The organism is Mycobacteroides sp. H001 (assembly GCF_001440005.1).
Lineage (GTDB): Bacteria > Actinomycetota > Actinomycetes > Mycobacteriales > Mycobacteriaceae > Mycobacterium > Mycobacterium gwanakae.
Genome location: NZ_LJYH01000025.1, coordinates 73,261 through 90,012, shown reverse-complemented (window position 1 = coordinate 90,012; position 16,752 = coordinate 73,261). Strand labels below are relative to the sequence as shown.

The 16,752-nt window shown below is 64.4% G+C and carries 17 protein-coding genes and 1 riboswitch; of the genes, 14 read left to right on the top strand and 3 right to left on the bottom strand.

The features are described from left to right. The first annotated feature begins 47 nt into the window (after positions 1–47). Both inhA and AOT83_RS09390 read left to right on the top strand, forming a co-directional pair. Positions 48–857 carry an NADH-dependent enoyl-ACP reductase InhA gene (gene inhA / locus AOT83_RS09395; protein ID WP_030093445.1) on the top strand — a complete coding sequence of 270 codons (810 nt, stop codon included), beginning with the start codon at positions 48–50 and terminating at the stop codon, positions 855–857. Positions 858–865: 8 nt separating this feature from the next. Then, the gene (locus AOT83_RS09390) at positions 866–1,888 is read left to right on the top strand and encodes a ferrochelatase (protein WP_057965902.1); all 1,023 of its coding nucleotides are present in this window, start codon (positions 866–868) and stop codon (positions 1,886–1,888) included. Here AOT83_RS09390 and AOT83_RS09385 read toward each other — a convergent pair. Continuing rightward, positions 1,885–2,712 (bottom strand): hypothetical protein, encoded by an 828-nt coding sequence (locus AOT83_RS09385; protein WP_057965901.1) that lies wholly within the window; start codon positions 2,710–2,712, stop codon positions 1,885–1,887. The genes AOT83_RS09390 and AOT83_RS09385 overlap by 4 nt on opposite strands. Positions 2,713–2,777: 65 nt before the next feature. Between AOT83_RS09385 and AOT83_RS09380 the strand changes: the two genes are divergently transcribed. The 8 genes from AOT83_RS09380 (at position 2,778) to AOT83_RS09355 (ending at position 9,157) form a co-directional block, all read left to right on the top strand. After that, positions 2,778–3,203 (top strand): NfeD family protein, encoded by a 426-nt coding sequence (locus AOT83_RS09380; RefSeq protein WP_030093442.1) that lies wholly within the window; start codon positions 2,778–2,780, stop codon positions 3,201–3,203. Positions 3,204–3,233: 30 nt separating this feature from the next. Further along, complete coding sequence (locus AOT83_RS09375) at positions 3,234–4,388, top strand: SPFH domain-containing protein (protein WP_030093441.1); 1,155 nt, start codon at positions 3,234–3,236, stop codon at positions 4,386–4,388. 61 nt (positions 4,389–4,449) lie between these two features. Further along, a riboswitch (M-box (ykoK) riboswitch) is annotated at positions 4,450–4,618 on the top strand. A gap of 231 nt (positions 4,619–4,849) precedes the next feature. Then, a complete protein-coding gene (locus AOT83_RS27830; protein WP_044103922.1) occupies positions 4,850–4,987 on the top strand; it encodes a hypothetical protein in 138 nt (45 codons plus the stop codon). A 137-nt stretch (positions 4,988–5,124) separates the two neighbouring features. Continuing rightward, positions 5,125–6,429 carry a CBS domain-containing protein gene (locus tag AOT83_RS09370; protein ID WP_057965900.1) on the top strand — a complete coding sequence of 435 codons (1,305 nt, stop codon included), beginning with the start codon at positions 5,125–5,127 and terminating at the stop codon, positions 6,427–6,429. Further along, complete coding sequence (locus AOT83_RS09365) at positions 6,426–8,147, top strand: Nramp family divalent metal transporter (protein WP_057965899.1); 1,722 nt, start codon at positions 6,426–6,428, stop codon at positions 8,145–8,147. Before AOT83_RS09370 ends, AOT83_RS09365 begins: the two co-directional genes overlap by 4 nt. A gap of 86 nt (positions 8,148–8,233) precedes the next feature. After that, positions 8,234–8,365, top strand: coding sequence for a hypothetical protein (locus tag AOT83_RS28345; protein ID WP_256364546.1), 132 nt, complete (start codon positions 8,234–8,236; stop codon positions 8,363–8,365). A 52-nt stretch (positions 8,366–8,417) separates the two neighbouring features. Beyond that, the gene (locus AOT83_RS09360) at positions 8,418–8,786 is read left to right on the top strand and encodes a DoxX family protein (protein WP_057965898.1); all 369 of its coding nucleotides are present in this window, start codon (positions 8,418–8,420) and stop codon (positions 8,784–8,786) included. Beyond that, positions 8,783–9,157 carry a DoxX family protein gene (locus AOT83_RS09355; protein WP_057965897.1) on the top strand — a complete coding sequence of 125 codons (375 nt, stop codon included), beginning with the start codon at positions 8,783–8,785 and terminating at the stop codon, positions 9,155–9,157. Before AOT83_RS09360 ends, AOT83_RS09355 begins: the two co-directional genes overlap by 4 nt. Here the strand turns inward: AOT83_RS09355 and AOT83_RS09350 are convergent. Next, the gene (locus AOT83_RS09350; RefSeq protein WP_030093436.1) at positions 9,154–9,885 is read right to left on the bottom strand and encodes a TVP38/TMEM64 family protein; all 732 of its coding nucleotides are present in this window, start codon (positions 9,883–9,885) and stop codon (positions 9,154–9,156) included. The genes AOT83_RS09355 and AOT83_RS09350 overlap by 4 nt on opposite strands. Positions 9,886–10,065: 180 nt before the next feature. On the opposite strand from AOT83_RS09350, the gene mutA reads away from it, so the two are divergent. The 4 genes from mutA to AOT83_RS09330 are packed head-to-tail and all read left to right on the top strand — an operon-like array spanning position 10,066 to position 15,703. Further along, complete coding sequence (mutA, locus tag AOT83_RS09345) at positions 10,066–11,892, top strand: methylmalonyl-CoA mutase small subunit (RefSeq protein WP_057965896.1); 1,827 nt, start codon at positions 10,066–10,068, stop codon at positions 11,890–11,892. A gap of 1 nt (position 11,893) precedes the next feature. Then, positions 11,894–14,173, top strand: a complete 2,280-nt coding sequence (gene scpA, locus AOT83_RS09340; RefSeq protein ID WP_057965895.1) for a methylmalonyl-CoA mutase — start codon at positions 11,894–11,896, stop codon at positions 14,171–14,173. After that, on the top strand, positions 14,174–15,133 hold the full coding sequence (gene meaB / locus AOT83_RS09335) for a methylmalonyl Co-A mutase-associated GTPase MeaB (protein ID WP_057965894.1): 960 nt from the start codon (positions 14,174–14,176) through the stop codon (positions 15,131–15,133). A gap of 21 nt (positions 15,134–15,154) precedes the next feature. Next, positions 15,155–15,703: an exonuclease domain-containing protein gene (locus AOT83_RS09330; protein WP_030093432.1), complete on the top strand. Its 549-nt coding sequence runs from the start codon at positions 15,155–15,157 to the stop codon at positions 15,701–15,703. Here AOT83_RS09330 and AOT83_RS09325 read toward each other — a convergent pair. After that, positions 15,692–16,744 carry a putative nucleotidyltransferase substrate binding domain-containing protein gene (locus AOT83_RS09325; protein WP_057965893.1) on the bottom strand — a complete coding sequence of 351 codons (1,053 nt, stop codon included), beginning with the start codon at positions 16,742–16,744 and terminating at the stop codon, positions 15,692–15,694. The genes AOT83_RS09330 and AOT83_RS09325 overlap by 12 nt on opposite strands. Positions 16,745–16,752 lie beyond the last annotated feature (8 nt).

Below are 16,752 nucleotides of genomic sequence, written 5' to 3'. Positions count from 1 at the left end.
TGTGGCCGCGCGACGAGCGTGGGCATCGCAATTACCTAAGGAGAATCGTGGCAGGACTACTTGAGGGCAAGCGGATCCTGGTGACGGGCATCATCACCGATTCGTCGATCGCGTTCCACATCGCGAAGGTCGCGCAGGAGCAGGGCGCACAGCTGGTGCTCACCGGATTCGACCGGTTGCGTCTCATCGAGCGCATCACCCAGCGCCTGCCCGAGCCCGCGCCGCTGCTGGAGCTCAATGTGCAGGATGAGAAGCACCTGGACAGCCTTGCCGAGCGTGTCACCGAGGTGATCGGAGAGGGCAACAAGCTGGACGGCGTGGTGCACTCCATCGGTTTCATGCCGCAGACCGGCATGGGGCTGAACCCGTTCTTCGAGGCTCCGTTCGAGGATGTGGCCAAGGGGTTTCACATCTCGGCGTTCTCTTACGCCTCGCTGGCCAAGGCTGTGCTGCCCATCATGAACCCGGGCGGCAGCATCGTAGGCATGGACTTCGACCCGACCCGCGCGATGCCGTTCTACAACTGGATGACCGTGGCCAAGAGCGCACTGGAATCGGTAAACCGGTTCGTCGCGCGCGAGGCCGGTGCGGCCGGTATTCGCTCGAATCTGGTTGCCGCCGGTCCCATCCGGACGCTGGCCATGAGCGCGATCGTCGGCGGCGCGCTGGGCGAGGAGGCCGGCCAGCAGATGAGCGTGCTCGAAGATGGTTGGGACCAGCGTGCCCCGATCGGCTGGGACATGAAGGACCCGACACCCGTCGCCAAGACCGTGTGTGCCCTGCTCTCGGACTGGCTGCCCGCCACCACCGGCGACATTATCTTCGCTGACGGCGGCGCACACACGCAGCTGCTCTAGGGGCACCCATGCTCTTTGACGCGGTGCTTCTCCTGTCCTTCGGCGGGCCCGAGGGGCCGCTGGAGGTTCGGCCGTTCCTGGAGAACGTCACCCGCGGTCGCGGGGTTCCGCCGGAACGTCTCGACGAGGTGGCCGAGCACTACTTCCATTTCGGCGGTGTCTCACCGATCAATGGCATCAATCGCGCCCTGATCGCCGAGATCTCGCGCCAGCTGGAGCTGAGCGGACGCCCGCTGCCGGTGTTCTTCGGCAACCGCAACTGGCACCCCATGGTGGAAGAAACCGTTGCCGACATGCGCGACAAAGGGGTTCGGCGGGCAGCGGTCTTCACGACCTCTGCCTGGGGCGGTTATTCGGGATGCACCCAATACGTGGAAGACATTGCGCGGGCCCGGGCGGCGGTGGGCGACGGAGCACCCGAGCTGGTCAAGCTTCGTCAGTACTTCGACCACCCCGCCTTGGTGCAGCTTTACGCAGAAGCGGTGACCGCCGCGGTGTCGGGGATGCGGGAGACGCCCCGGCTGGTGTTCACCGCGCATTCCATCCCCATCGCTGCCGACCAGCGGCACGGCCCCGACTTGTACAGCCGACAGGTGCGCTACCTTGCCGAGCTGGTTGCCGACGCGGCTGGCTACCAGGATTACGACGTGGTGTGGCAGTCCCGCTCCGGCCCACCCCAGGTCCCGTGGCTCGAACCCGACATCGTCGATCATCTTGCGGCCCTGAAAGATCGGGGCATTCGCTCCGTCGTGGTATCGCCCATCGGGTTCGTCTCGGACCATCTGGAGGTGGTGTGGGACTTGGACAACGAGGCGCGTGAGTATGCGGATGAACACGGCATCGAATTCGCGCGTGCGGCGACACCGGGTGCGGACGAGCGATTCGCACGGGTGGCGGTCGACTTGATCGCAGAGGTTGCGGACGGCACGCCGCCACGGCGAGCGGCCGGAGCGAACCCGGTCCCCGGATACGGGTTCAGCGTGAACGGCGCCCTGTGTTCGCCGCTGTGCTGCGGTCGCCAGGAGGTCTAACGCGCGGCGTCGATGATGGCGGCTGCGGCTGCCATCCGCGCCTCACGCACCAGGATGACGAGGGGCCGCAGCACATCGGCGACCGCGCCGTCATCGAGGGCGCCGGGTAACTCCATGACCTCGGCCGCCGCGGTAGCTATGGCCTCGACCTGGTTGGCCGAATCCAGGACGCGCACCGCCCGGTGTGGCGCGTAGTCGGGCAGGCGATGCCCGCGTAGCGTGGAAAGCACCTCTTCGACCAGGGCGCGGGGGTCTGCATCTGCCGTGTCCACGACCCTGTCGAGGCGGTTGAGTGTTGCTGTGGCAGTCCGGACTGCCTGGCGTAGTTGATATTCGGCTTCCCCAAGATCTGGTCCGGCTTGCGCTGGGATTCGCGCGGGGAGCGAATACACGGTCCAGGATAGGCCAACGGTCTCATCGCGATCCTCGTCATACTCTACAGCGGGAACCAATCCTATTGCCGTGGAGTTGTTTTGGCGGTCGCTGAGCACAATCGCCTCGCTGGCCTCCATCGCGTCACGTTGGAACTGGGTATTGGCAGGCAGGCCGCGCGGGTCGCCGGGAGCGGGCAGGATCACATGGATATCGGGGACACCGTGTGGCTGGCCGGTGGCGGTACGGACCGTCTGGAGTAGGCCGATAGGGCCGTTGTCGTCCATATCGGGCCACGAAAGTCCCGTGTGGCCGGCGGCGACAGCGTCGTATGCGGTGACCAAATGTCTTGGCGCCCACGCGATAAGGGCATCGATGACGTCGTCGGGAGCCGCGCGGCCAGCCAGCCACGCGCTTGCCCACACCGCCAGGGACACACTCGGATTCGCCATAGTGCTCGCAGTCTAAGGCCCCGTATCCGCCCCCACCAGTTGCCCACGCGGTCTAATGTGGACCCATGCCGATTGTGTGGCTTGTCGCAGGCATCCTGCTTGCGGCCGCCGAGCTGATGACAGGTGACATGTTCCTGTTGATGCTCGGCGGTTCGGCCCTGGTCACGGCCGGTGCCGGCTGGGTGTTTGACATGCCGTTGTGGGCAGAGGGGCTGGTCTTCGTCATCAGCGCGATCATTCTGCTGGTCGGCGTGCGGCCTGCTCTGCGCAAGCGGCTGACGGCAGGCCCGATTCTGCACACCAACGCCAAGGCGTTGGAGGGTAAGAGCGCCATTGTGATTGAACCGGTCGATGACGTCCATGGGCTGGTTCGACTCGGCGGCGAGATGTGGTCCGCGCGCAGCCTGGAGAAGTCTGGCCGATTCGAGCAGGGTGAGACGGTGACGGTTGTTCAAATCGACGGCGCGACGGCGGTTGTCGAGAAGATCTAGCGCAAGAATTCCAGTGACAGGAGTACGGGTATGGGAGTAGCTGCCGGAGCCTTTGTGCTCATCGTCTTGATCATCCTGGGCGTCACCATCGTGCTGAAGTCCGTGGCACTCGTCCCGCAGGCGGAAGCTGCGGTGATCGAGCGTCTGGGGCGGTATTCGAAGACCGTGAGCGGGCAGTTGACCATTCTGGTGCCGTTCGTCGACCGCATCCGCGCCAAGGTTGATCTGCGTGAGCGGGTGGTGTCCTTCCCACCCCAACCGGTGATCACCGAGGACAACCTGACGGTGAACATCGACACCGTTGTCTACTTCCAGGTCACCAACCCGCAGGCCGCGGTGTACGAGATCAGCAACTACATCGTCGGTGTGGAACAGCTCACCACCACCACGCTGCGCAATGTGGTCGGTGGCATGACGCTGGAGCAGACGCTGACCTCACGCGATCAGATCAACGGCCAGCTGCGTGGCGTGCTCGACGAGGCCACCGGACGCTGGGGGCTGCGCGTCGCACGCGTCGAGTTGCGATCCATCGACCCGCCGCCTTCGGTGCAGGAGTCGATGGAAAAGCAGATGAAGGCAGACCGCGAGAAGCGCGCCATGATCCTGTCGGCCGAAGGTGCCAGGCAAGCCGCGATTCTGTCGGCGGAGGGGCAGAAGCAGGCCCAGATCCTTGCCGCCGAAGGCTCGCGCCAGTCGGCGATCCTGGCCGCTGAGGGTGAACGCCAATCCCGCATCCTGCGTGCCGAGGGCGAGCGTGCCGCTCAGTATCTGCAAGCCCAGGGCCAGGCCAAAGCCATCGAAAAGGTTTTTGCCGCAGTGAAATCCGGTAAGCCCACTCCGGAGTTGTTGGCATACCAGTACTTACAGACATTGCCGAAGATGGCTCAGGGTGAAGCCAACAAGGTGTGGCTCATTCCCAGTGACTTCGGTTCGGCATTACAGGGATTCACCAAACTGCTGGGTGCTCCCGGCAGCGACGGAGTGTTCCGCTACGAGCCTTCCCCGGCCGATGAGTCGACCGAGCGCCCCGAGGACGACGCCACCGAGGTCGCCGGATGGTTCGAGACAAAGACCACTCCGGAAGTCGCTGCGGCAGTTGCCGCGGCGCAATCCGCAGCCCAGGAAATCGGGGCAGCGGACCCCGCGATCGATCCCGCCAACCGTCACGGACTGCCGGGGGCGTGAGAACGACGCGGGCGCAGTCTGCTTGACAAGGTGATTCCTCCGGCCCATCATGGGTAGCGGTTCAGCACCTTGCTAGGTGAGGCTCCTACGTGAATACAGGCCACTGATCTGACGACGTCGAGAGACGCCCAAGGTTAGGACAGGTCTTCCCGGACTAAGGGATGACCCGAAGTGGCTTCCGCGAGCGGACACGTCACGTAGTGCCGAAGCCCTGACGAGAGGGGTGCATACCGGACGCCCTGAGTGTTCGGTGATTCCTCTTGTGGTCGCTGTTCCACACAGCAGGCGCCCGCGTGCGCCCCGACGGCAAGGAGGTGAGGCACAACCGTGATATCCGGTGACAGTCCGCATAGACAACAGCTGCCGCATACCTTGCTGCTCATTCGAGGCTGAATCCTCGCTCTAGCCAACGTGTTTGACGTTCGCGTTCAGGTATGCGGCTTCCCAAAAGGAGTCCGATCATGAACACCACATTCAACGCAGTACGCCGGCTGTGGACACGTAACCGGCTGACCCCGCAAGAGCGCGCCAACCTCCAACTGGCGTACTCACCGCTGGCGGTTGTCTCGGCGTCTCTTGGGGCGCACCCACCGCGGTAACCCCGAGGGGCATCGCCATTGGGTCCACGCACAGCCGATTCACAGTGCGTGGACATTCGGAATTCATTCGAGGCCAATACGCTTCGGCCGCCCGCTGGGCGGACGAAGCGTATTGGTCCAATCGCTGAGGAGTCGGCATGTCTACTTCGAGTAATGCGGCTGTGCCGCGGGTGATCCAATTTTCGGACCTATTGAAGGCCCCGGTAGTCGCACGTTCCGGTGACACAGTAGGCCGATTGGAAGACGTCATCGTTCGGTTCCGTGGGGCAGATGAGTACCCGATCGTCACCGGCTACGTCGTCGACATGGGTGGACGCAGGGTCTTCGTCTCCTCAGACGCGGTTTCCGCCGTGGCGCCTGCACGAATTGAATTGAGTAAGAACAAAGTTGATCTACGCGGCTTTGAACGTCGTGGCGGGGAATACCTGCTCGACGAGGACGTACTCGATCACCGGTTTATCGATGTGGAGAATGCCGAACTGGTGCATGCCTACGATATCGAGCTGGTGGAATCGCCGGAAGGGTGGATTCTTGCTCGACTCGATACACGGCGTCCGGCAAGGTTTTTCGGCCTGATAAAGGCCGGGGCCGGCCAGGCCGGTAGGGACTGGAAGGCCTTTGAGCCGATGATCGGTCACGGCGGTTCCCTGCTGGCACGCCGCGTCGGCGGGAGAGTGAACACCCTCAAACCCGCCGAAATCGCCGACCTACTCGAGGATGCCACCAAGGAAGAGGGCGGCGAGATCCTCGACCGGGTCCGCGACAACCCCGAACTCGAAGCCGATGTATTCGAGGAACTCGACTCCGATAAGGCCAGCAAGCTGTTCCAGGACATGCCCGATGCCGAGGTCGCCGCTCTCCTTGGCAGGATGCGTGCCGATGACGCGGCGGATGCGATCTTCGATCTGCGCCAGTCGCGTCGCCGGGCTGTTTTGGAGCTGATGCCGGGTCCACAACGCACCAAAGTGGTCACGTTGATGGGCTTCAGCCCTGAGTCGGCCGGTGGTCTGATGAACGTCGACATTGTTTCGTGCGTGCTCGGCAGCAGCGCCGTTGATGCGCTTACTGCGATCTCTGAGGCGAAATCCCTACAGCCCGAGGCGCTTCTGAAGGTGCACGTGATCGCCGATAACGGTGAATTGGTGGGTGTCGTGTCGGTGATCCGGCTGCTGCAGGCCGATCGTGACGTCGCCGTGGAATCGATCATGGACGATGATCCGGTGCGGGTCTCCCCGGAGGCCGACCTCACCGATGTCGCGCTGTTGATGGCCGACTACAACCTGGCTTTGATTCCCGTTGTCGATGAGGCAGACACGGTGCTTGGCGTGGTCACCTATGACGATGTGCTGGCCGCGTTGATCCCCGAGGATTGGCGTCGCCGTGAACCGGCTCCGCGTCCGGTGCGCCAGATCGCTTCGAGCCCAGACGGAGTCAGCCCATGAGCGACAAGGGAATGGTCGACGCGACGTTGGGAAACTCGGAGAACTTCGTGGCGGGGAGACCCGGAGTCGCCACGGTGCAGCCGAAGAGCGCGGTGCTTGACTCAGCGCATCTGGGCGACATCGAGGGCGCTTTCGGCAAGATCAGTGTGAGTGATCCAGGCCAGGCGCGGACCTTCAAGACCCGGATGGCCACCATGGCTGCGATCCTGGGGCCGGGCATCATCGTCATGGTCGGCGACAACGACGCCGGCGGTGTGGCGACGTACGCCCAGGCCGGTCAGAGTTATGGATACAGCTTGTTGTGGGTGCTTCTGCTGCTCATCCCGGTTCTCATCGTCAACCAAGAGATGGTGGTTCGGCTCGGCGCGGTGACCGGAGTCGGACACGCGAGGTTGATCAACGAACGGTTCGGCCGTGGTTGGGGCTGGTTCTCCGTGGGGGACTTGTTCATCCTGAACTTTCTGACCCTCGTTACTGAATTCATCGGTGTGGCACTGGCCTCCGAGTACCTGGGAGTGCCCAAGTACTACACAGTGCCCGTTGCCGCGATCGCGCTGATTCTCATCATGGCCACCGGGAGCTTCCGCCGTTGGGAGCGCGCCATGTTCGTGTTCATTGTGATCACGCTGCTGCAGATCCCCATGTTCTTGATGTCGGATCCGCAGTGGGGAAGGGCAGCACACGATTTCGTGGTGCCAGGAATCGAAGGAGGAATCAGTTCGGGTGCGGTACTGCTGATCATCGCCATGGTCGGCACCACCGTGGCGCCATGGCAGCTGTTCTTCCAGCAGTCGAACATCGTGGACAAGCGCATCACTCCGCGGTTCATCGGATATGAACGTGCTGACACCGTTATCGGCTCACTCGTGGTGGTGATAGGTGCGGCCGCGTTGCTGATGACGGCCGACTACGCAGCCCGCGTCACCGGGAACTCTGGTCCGGACAAATGGGGCGACGGTGGCGACGCGGGTCTGATCGCCGGCTGGTTGGGACAGGCTCAGCCATTGCTGGGCAAGATCTTTGCCATCGTCCTGCTGGATGCGTCGATCATCGGCGCGGCGGCGGTCACCCTGGCGACCAGTTACGCGTTCGGAGACACCTTCGGGCTCAAGCACTCGCTGCACCGGAGTTTCAAGGACGCCAAGCCGTTCTACTTGTCCTACACCGTGATGGTCGGCGTGGGGGCCGCCATCGTGCTGATCCCGCACGCCCCGCTCGGGCTGATGACCACCGCGGTGCAAGCCCTGGCCGGCCTGCTGCTGCCCAGCGCGAGCGTGTTCCTGTTGTTGTTGTGCAATGACAAGGCGGTGCTGGGTCCGTGGGTCAACAAGGCGTGGCTCAACATCGTGGCTGGGCTCATCGTCGGTGTGCTGCTGTTCCTTTCCGGCATCTTGATGGCCACCACCCTTTTCCCGGACCTGGACGTCGTGCAGGTTGCCGGTGACCTCGGGGTAGGAGTCGCGGTCCTCGGGGTGTTGATAGGGATTGGCCTGTGGTGGGTCTCGGGCAGGCACGGCGTCGATCCGGCGGTGATAGCGATGAACAAGGCCCTCGAAGGCGTGGACGCCCGGACCTGGCGTATGCCTCCGCTGGCCCTACTGGAACCGGTCACGTGGAGTCCGGCGACGAAGCTGGGCATGCTCGCCCTTCGGGGATACCTGGTTGTCGGTGCCATCCTGTTGGTGGTGAAGGCAATTCAACTTGCACACGGAAGTTGAGTGTCTGCCGGGGTAACCCGTAATGAAATCGTTGGGAAGACGCGGTCGCGCTGGATTCTGCCGGCGCGACCGCGTCCAATGAAGACATGAGTATTCGCGCGTTGCGACTTTTCCTGGAGCGCCATCGGTTGACCCCGCAGGAGCGCGCCAACATGCAGCTGGCTCATTCGCCGCTGGCGGTTATCTCGGCGTCCCTCGGAGCGCACGCACCGCACTAGCCGAAATCGGCCGGCCATCGACTACCCGATGTTGTGGTGGTTGACTGGAGCAATGAGCAACGACGCTTTCGTATCTCCCCGAGTCTTGGCTTTGCTGGGTTCCTTTCAGGCGATCGACGCCGCGCTGTGCGTCCAGCCTGTTCCCTATGTAGCCAAATGCCTTGATGACGTGCATTATCCACAGCAAAACCGTTGGATTTTCGCGCCGATCAAGGCCGCGTCCGCGATAGGCCTATTGGGTGGAGTCCGTTTTCCGGGGCTTGCCAAACTGACGCTGGTGCTGCTCACCATCTACTTCAGTCTGGCAGTGGGCGCGCATCTGCGGGTGCGCGATATCGGTGTCAATGCGCTATCAGCCTCGACCTTGCTGGCCACCTACAGTGTGCTGGCAGCCAGGGGATTGGCGGCGAAATCGTCATGACAGAACGGCGTTTGGCGACACCGACGGTACTGACCGCGTTGGCGGTCGTGCAGGCTGCCGATGCCGCGGCATGCGTCCGTCCGATCAAACCGATCAAGGATGCGCTGGAGAAAGTGGGTTTGCCACCACGGATCTGGTGGGTTCTGCCGGTCGTCAAGTTGGCTTCGGCTGTGGGGCTTCTCGGCGGTATCCGGTGGACGGCATTGGGTCGGCTGACCGCCTTCATGCTCACCGTCTACTTCACCCTGGCAGTCGGCGCACACATCCGTGCGCACGACCAGGCATTCCGCGCATTGCCCGCGGCAAGCCTGCTGGTGTGGTTCGCCGTTCTCGCGGGCAAAGGGTTCCAGGAGCGCGAGTCCGCGGTTTAGCCGCCGACCCGTTCGGGTTCATCGGAGGCCTCGGGCGTGGCGATTTCGGTGTGCGTGCGCTTGTAGCGCCGGATCTCGTACAAGATGCCCAGCACGCCGATCACCGACGTGGCCAAAGAAACCATGAAGAGCGTGCCGCTGATGTGCCCGGTGAGTGCATCACCGAGTACGACGACGGCAAGGGTGCCCGGAAGCAGGCCGATGAACGTGGCCAGCGTGTACGGCAATACCCGCACCGCAGAGGCGCCGGCCGCGTAGTTGAGCACCGAGAACGGCACGGCCGGGATGAGCCGCATGGACATCACGGCGATCCACCCGCGACGGCGTAGTTGATCGTCGACGTTCTTCACGCCGGGACGGTGATGCAGCGTGCTGAGCTTCCACCCCAGCGCCCGCACACCCCACAGCGCGAGCACCGCGCTCGCGGTGCTCGCGACGACGGCCAGGAGTACGCCGAGCTGCGTGCCGAAAAGCAAGCCGGCGGCCAGGGTGAAGGCAGTGCGTGGGAACGGCAGCACTGTCACGATCGTGTGTGCGGCGAGGAAGGCCAGTGGGAACCAGGGGCCGAGCTCACGGGCCCAGTCCCGCATCTGCAGGGCGGTCGGCAGCGGAAGAAACAGCACGGCCGCGGCCACGATGAGAACGGCCACACCGGTCCATAGCAGCTGCCGCGGCGGAATCCGTCGCGCTGCCGCGACGGACGCGCCCCAGACCTGCCGGAATCCCATGGTCGTCAGCCTACGGAGGTCGGATGAACGAACGGGACAGGACACGGGTGTCGCGATGGCCGTGCCCCCGTACTGGGCAGTAGTCGATGGCGTCATTTAGCCTGATGACTAAGTGTGATAGGCATTTCGGCATGGAGTGCCATATATGTCGCTCGACGACGAGCAGCAGGGAGCAGTTTCGTGACTGTTGAGGTACCCGAGATCAGGCATGACTTCGCACGGTGGCAGAAGAACGTCGCCGGGGTATTGGCCAAGTCGACGCGCAAGGCTGTCGAGGATCTGCCCGCCGACCCCGAGCGACTGCTCGACTCGCCAACGTACGACGGGATTGCGATCCGTCCGTTGTACACGGCGCTCGATGAGCTTCCCGAGTCGTCCTTGCCCGGACAATGGCCATTTGCCCGGGGTGGTGATCCGCAACGCGATGTGAACAGTGGATGGAAGGTCGCCGAGCGTTTCGACGGTGCCGCTGCCGATGCGGCGCTCCTGAATGAGGCCATTCTCGACGCCCTGGGGCAGGGCACCAGTGCCGTCGTCCTGGCCGGTCTTGCACCCGAGGCTGTAGGGCGCGCGTTGCAGGACGTGTACCTCGATCTGGCTCCGATCCAGGTGGAGGCCGGTGCCGAGCTGATCGGGGTGGCCGAGGCGATCTTCGCGGTGCTGGATGCCTACGAGGGAAATGCCGCCGGTGTTGTGGTGGACCTTGGCGCCGATCCGCTCGGGGACACGTTCACCGGCCGTTCGGGCGTCGCGATCGACGACGCGGTGGCGTTGGCCAGGCGCGCGGCCGCTCGGACCGGGCAGATCCGCGCCATCACCGCAGACGGCACGATCGCCCACGAACTCGGCGCCAGCGACAGCCAGGAACTCGCGGTCGCGATAGCCGCCGGGGTTGCCTACCTGCGGCTATTGCAGAACGCGGGCCTGGGAATCGCGGAAGCATTGCGGCAGATCAGTTTCCGCTTCGCTGCGACCGATGATCAGTTCCTGTCGATCGCAAAATTCCGTGCCGCCCGAGTGCTCTGGGCGCGGGTGGCTGAGGTGGCCGGCGCGCCCGAGGCCGGCGGAGCTCTCATGCACGCGGTGACTTCAGAGCCGATGATGGCCCAGCGTGATCCGTGGGTGAACATGCTGCGCACCACTTTGGCCGCTTTCGGCGCCGGAGTAGGTGGCGCGGACAGCGTGCGGGTACGACAATTCGACGACGCGATCGTCGGTGGACTGGATTCGGTATCCCCGGCGTTCTCCGCGCGAATCGCCCGAAACACGCAGCTCCTGCTCATCGAGGAGTCCCATGTCGGCCGGGTGCTCGACCCGGGTGGCGGCTCCTGGTACATCGAGGACCTCACGGAAACCCTTGCGCAGCAGGCATGGTCGCTGTTCACCGAGATCGAGGGCGCCGGGGGATTCCAGGCGGCCGCCGAACTGATTCGGGAACGCATCGCCGCAACGCGCGCCCAGCGTGCCGACGACATCGCTCACCGGCGTACCTCGGTGACCGGAGTGAACGAATTCCCGAACCTGTCGGAAGCGCCGCTGCCACCACATGCCGCGGTGGGTTACCGGTACGCCGCCGAATTCGAGGCCCTTCGTGATCGCTCCGACGCAGCCCTGGCGGCGTCGGGCGCGCGTCCGGCCGCGCTGCTGATTCCGCTGGGTCCGCTGGCAGAGCACAACGTGCGCACCACCTTCGCCTCGAACCTGTTGGCCTCAGGCGGTATCGAGGTCGTCAATCCCGGTGTACTCGACGCCGGATCCGTCGCGGGTGCCGTGGCGGATGCGGGAGCACGCATCGCGGTGATCTGTGGGACCGACGCCCGCTACGCCGCTGAGGCGGGTGCGGTTGTCGATGCGGCCAGGGCGGCGGGGATCGCCGACGTCTACCTTGCGGGACCCGAGAAGTCCGTCGCGGAGGTCGCGCAGACGTCACGACCCGATGGCTATCTGACCATGAAAATCAATGCTGTCGAAGCGCTTTCAGCCATATTGACCAAGTTGGGGGCGTGACATGACTGACCTCACGGATCTTTCGGTATCCGACACCACCCTGGGCAGTTTCGCTGATGTACCGCTGCACGGTGACCGTGCGCCGGTCGCGCCGGACGCTGCCGCCGTCGCGGCCGCGGTGAGTACCGCCGCCGGCGCTCACGGGTACACGCCCGAGCAACTCGACTGGGAGACGCCCGAGGCCATCACCGTCAAGCCCATCTATACCGCCGCAGACCGAGATGCCGTGCGGGAGCAGGGGTACCCACTGGATACCTTCCCGGGGCAGGTGCCGTTTCTGCGCGGGCCGTACCCGACGATGTACGTCAATCAGCCGTGGACCATCCGCCAGTACGCGGGCTTCTCCACGGCCGCCGAATCCAACGCCTTCTACCGCCGCAACCTGGCCGCGGGCCAGAAGGGCCTGTCGGTGGCCTTCGACCTGGCGACCCACCGCGGATACGACTCGGATCATCCGCGAGTCCAGGGCGACGTCGGCATGGCCGGTGTGGCCATCGATTCCATCCTGGATATGCGTCAGTTGTTCGACGGGATCGACCTGGGGTCGGTATCGGTGTCGATGACCATGAATGGCGCGGTGCTTCCGATTCTGGCGCTGTACGTGGTGGCCGCTGAGGAACAGGGTGTCAGTCCCCAGCAGCTGGCCGGGACCATCCAGAACGACATCCTCAAAGAGTTCATGGTCCGCAACACCTACATCTACCCGCCGAAGCCGTCGATGCGGATCATCTCGGACATCTTCTCCTACACCAGCGCCAAGATGCCGAAGTTCAACTCGATCTCCATTTCCGGCTATCACATCCAAGAGGCCGGTGCCACAGCCGATCTCGAACTGGCATATACCCTGGCCGACGGCGTCGAGTACATCAAGGCGGGGCTGGAGGGCGGCCTGGACATCGATGTGTTCGCGCCGCGTCTGTCCTTCTTCTGGGCCATTGGCATGAACTTCTTCATGGAGGTGGCCAAGCTGCGGGCCGGGCGTCTGCTGTGGAGCGAGCTGGTGGCGCAGTTCGATCCGAAGAGCGCCAAATCGCAGTCTCTGCGTACGCATTCGCAGACTTCCGGCTGGTCGCTGACCGCGCAGGATGTGTTCAACAATGTCGCCCGCACCTGCATCGAGGCGATGGCCGCCACCCAGGGGCACACCCAGTCGCTGCACACCAACGCCCTGGACGAGGCGTTGGCGCTGCCCACCGACTTCTCGGCACGTATCGCACGCAACACCCAGCTGCTCATCCAGCAGGAGTCGGGCACATGTCGTCCGATCGACCCATGGGGTGGCTCGTACTACGTGGAGTGGCTGACCCATCAGCTCGCATCTCGTGCGCGCGAGCACATTCGGGAGGTCACCGAAGCCGGCGGGATGGCGCAGGCCATCGATCAGGGCATCCCGAAGCTGCGCATCGAGGAGGCCGCCGCACGTACTCAGGCACGCATTGACTCGGGCCGTCAGCCGGTGATCGGCGTCAACAAGTACCAGGTGGTCGAGGATCAGCAGATCGAGGTGCTGAAGGTCGAGAACTCGCGGGTGCGCGCCGAACAGCTGGCCAAATTGCAGCAGTTGCGTGCCGAGCGTGATAACGACGCGGTGCAGCGTGCACTTGATGAACTGACCAGGGCCGCGGCTGATTCCAGCCGTGCCGGGGAAGACGGATTGGGCAACAACTTGATGGCGCTGGCCATCGACGCCGCTCGCCACAAGGCGACGGTCGGGGAGATCTCCGACGCGCTGGAGAAGGTCTACGGGCGCCATCAAGCCGAAATCCGTACCATCAGCGGCGTATACCGCGACGAGGTGGGAAGGGATGGCGCCGTCAACAGCGTGACGCAAGCGACCGAGCTCGTGCAAAAGTTCGCCGACGCCGATGGTCGCCGGCCGCGTGTGCTGGTCGCCAAGATGGGCCAGGATGGGCACGACCGTGGGCAGAAGGTGATCGCAACGGCCTTCGCCGATATCGGTTTCGACGTGGACGTGGGCCCGCTGTTCCAAACGCCGGAGGAAGTCGCACGCCAGGCCGCCGACAACGACGTGCACGTGGTCGGGGTGTCCTCGCTGGCCGCGGGGCACTTGACTCTGGTGCCGGCGCTGCGCGAGGCCTTGGCAGAGGTGGGCCGCCCCGACATCATGATCGTCGTCGGCGGTGTCATCCCGCCCGGTGATTTCGATGAGCTGTACGCGGCGGGTGCCGCGGCCATCTTCCCCCCAGGGACCGTCATCGCTGAGGCCGCGATTGGGTTGTTGCACAAGCTGGCTGAACGACTCGGATACAAGCTCGCGTAAATGGACCTGAGCAACGCGATCCGTTCGGGTGATCGTTCCGCGCTCGCGAAAGCCATCACGCTGGTGGAGTCGACGCGCCCGGATCACCGAGCGCAGGCTCAGCAGTTACTGCTGGACATCTCGCCCGATGCGGGAGAAGCACTACGGGTCGGTATCACCGGTGTGCCCGGGGTGGGCAAGTCGACCACCATCGAGGCCCTCGGCATGTATCTCATCGAGCAGGGACACCGGGTGGCGGTGCTGGCGGTCGATCCGTCATCCACTCGCACCGGAGGATCGATCCTCGGTGACAAGACCCGGATGGGGCGGCTCTCCGTACATCCCGATGCGTACATCCGTCCCTCTCCCACCTCAGGAACGCTGGGCGGGGTCGCCAAGGCGACCCGTGAGACGGTGGTGCTGCTGGAGGTGGCCGGGTTCGACGTCATTCTCATTGAGACCGTCGGTGTCGGACAGTCCGAGGTCACCGTCGCGAACATGGTTGACACCTTTGTGTTCCTGACGTTGGCACGCACCGGAGATCAGCTGCAGGGCATCAAAAAGGGTGTCCTGGAGCTCGCCGATATCGTGGTGGTGAATAAGGCCGATGGCGCCCATGCCATCGAGGCCCAGAAGGCCGCACGGGAATTGTCGGGTGCCCTACGCTTGATCTATCCGCATGACACCCTCTGGCGCCCACCGGTTCTCACCATGAGCGCATTGGAGAACAGCGGGGTGTCCGAGATGTGGGAGACCGTCTTGCGGCACCGCGAGGTATTGACGGAGGCGGGGGAGTTCGGCGCCAAACGCCGTCGTCAGCAAGTCGAATGGATGTGGGCGATGGTGCGTGACGCGGTGCTGGATCGGGTGCTCAACGCGCCGGATGTGAAGGCGGCGCGGGCGGATATCGAACAGCAAGTGCGCGAGGGAACCTTGACGCCCGCCCTGGCGGCCGAGCAATTGCTCAAGCTCAGCTCGTAGTCGCGCGCGAGAGGATGTTCCGTGGCCCTGGTCTTTCTCGATACCGAGACCACTGGGCTGCACCGTGAGCGAGAGCCATGGGAAATAGCGATCATTCGCCGTACCGATGCCGGGCAGCGGCAGCTGCACCTGTGCGTGGACGTTCAGGATCTGGATCTGGAATCGGCGGATCCGGCCGGCCTTGAGATCAGCGGTTTCCACAAACGTCATCCGCAGGTGCGTCTGCGCCCGCTGCAGTTCCCGCGCGTCTTCCGTGCCGCTGAGGCAGCGTCGCTCGTCGGGGAATGGACGGCGGGAGCCACGATCGTCGGGGTGATACCTCAATTCGACGCCGAGTGTCTGACGCGAATGTTCTTGGCACACGGGGTTCACCCGGCGTGGAATCCGGATCTTGTCGATGTTGTCGCAGTGACGGCGGCCCGGATCCGTGAACGCGGATTGATACCGGACGCCGACTATTCGAACCTATCGCTGCAATTCGGGGTCAGAACGCCGAGTGCCGGTCAGCGGCACACGGCCCTGGGCGATGCTCGCTGGGCCATGCGCTGGTACGACCGGTTATCGGAATGAGGACGTCGAGGACAGGTAGATGAGCTTGCGCCGGATGCCGGCGATCTCGCGCGCCACGGAGCGCAGCACCGCGCGTTCCTGTGGGGCAAGGGAGGCCAGTGACACGGTGTCGGACAGCTGCCGTCCGTCCTGCCAGGCTGCGGCCCGGGACCGCCACCGAAATCGCAGCAGCCACGTGAAGCAATCCCGCAGCGTCGAGGCATCGTCGGAGTCCAAGACCTTGGCCGCTGAGGCGGCGTCGAGGCGATCCGGTGTCGCGAGGGCGTCCGATCCGGCGGCCAAAGCCGCCCAGCGGGCGATCTTCACCACGGGATCGATCGCGGCGACCTTGAGGTCGACAGCATCGGACTGCGTGGCGAATATCCGCAATCGCGAGGGGAAACCGGCGCGGACGGCCACCGCGTCCTGAAGCATGGCAAGCCGGATGGCGTAGTGCCGCTGTGCACAGCGGACGTTCTCACTGCGAAGTGCGTTGTCGGACAACAATGATCCCGAGTCAACCCCGCGAGAGTCGGCCATCAGTCCCGCCATCACGACACCCCGGTCCTCGGGCGGGTTGGCGCACCAACGTTCGATTCCCTCGAACCAGTTGGCCTTGCGGCGGCAGAATCGGCCGCGACTTGCCAGGACTCCGTTGGCATCGCTGCCGATGTCTGCACGTTCGAGCATGGCGTGGACCTGAGCGGCCGTCTCCATGAGGTACGTCTTGCCGTCAGCGTCAACCTCGTCGTCGACGACAAGCAGCGTCTCTACATCGGAACCGGGTGCCGCCTCGCCCCGGGCCACGCTTCCCGAGACGAACCAGGCCCAGCCCGGATTCACACCGTTGGTGACGAGTCGTGCCGACGCGTGGATGCTATGCCGCAACGCTTCCGACCACGCTGCAGCCAGCGCTGCTTCCGGTGTACGCGCACGCACTTCGCGTGCCACCGCCGCCCGGACCGCGGTCACGGCCGCATAGAACTGTGCCTCGTCGGCGGCGATATCGATCTGCGTTATGGCCAGGGCGATCCCGTTCTCGGGCGGCACGTCGGCAGACATGGGGATGA

What these genes read in the sequence shown, in the direction of transcription:
- AOT83_RS09370 (WP_057965900.1), top strand. Translation starts at nt 5,125, where the DNA reads ATGTCTACTTCGAGTAATGCGGCTGTGCCGCGGGTGATCCAATTTTCG.
- AOT83_RS09325 (WP_057965893.1), bottom strand. Translation starts at nt 16,744, where the DNA reads ATGTCTGCCGACGTGCCGCCCGAGAACGGGATCGCCCTGGCCATAACG.
- meaB (WP_057965894.1), top strand. Translation starts at nt 14,174, where the DNA reads ATGGACCTGAGCAACGCGATCCGTTCGGGTGATCGTTCCGCGCTCGCG.
- scpA (WP_057965895.1), top strand. Translation starts at nt 11,894, where the DNA reads ATGACTGACCTCACGGATCTTTCGGTATCCGACACCACCCTGGGCAGT.
- AOT83_RS09390 (WP_057965902.1), top strand. Translation starts at nt 866, where the DNA reads ATGCTCTTTGACGCGGTGCTTCTCCTGTCCTTCGGCGGGCCCGAGGGG.
- AOT83_RS09355 (WP_057965897.1), top strand. Translation starts at nt 8,783, where the DNA reads ATGACAGAACGGCGTTTGGCGACACCGACGGTACTGACCGCGTTGGCG.
- AOT83_RS27830 (WP_044103922.1), top strand. Translation starts at nt 4,850, where the DNA reads ATGAACACCACATTCAACGCAGTACGCCGGCTGTGGACACGTAACCGG.
- AOT83_RS09385 (WP_057965901.1), bottom strand. Translation starts at nt 2,712, where the DNA reads ATGGCGAATCCGAGTGTGTCCCTGGCGGTGTGGGCAAGCGCGTGGCTG.
- AOT83_RS28345 (WP_256364546.1), top strand. Translation starts at nt 8,234, where the DNA reads ATGAGTATTCGCGCGTTGCGACTTTTCCTGGAGCGCCATCGGTTGACC.
- AOT83_RS09360 (WP_057965898.1), top strand. Translation starts at nt 8,418, where the DNA reads ATGAGCAACGACGCTTTCGTATCTCCCCGAGTCTTGGCTTTGCTGGGT.
- AOT83_RS09380 (WP_030093442.1), top strand. Translation starts at nt 2,778, where the DNA reads ATGCCGATTGTGTGGCTTGTCGCAGGCATCCTGCTTGCGGCCGCCGAG.
- AOT83_RS09365 (WP_057965899.1), top strand. Translation starts at nt 6,426, where the DNA reads ATGAGCGACAAGGGAATGGTCGACGCGACGTTGGGAAACTCGGAGAAC.
- AOT83_RS09375 (WP_030093441.1), top strand. Translation starts at nt 3,234, where the DNA reads ATGGGAGTAGCTGCCGGAGCCTTTGTGCTCATCGTCTTGATCATCCTG.
- AOT83_RS09350 (WP_030093436.1), bottom strand. Translation starts at nt 9,885, where the DNA reads ATGGGATTCCGGCAGGTCTGGGGCGCGTCCGTCGCGGCAGCGCGACGG.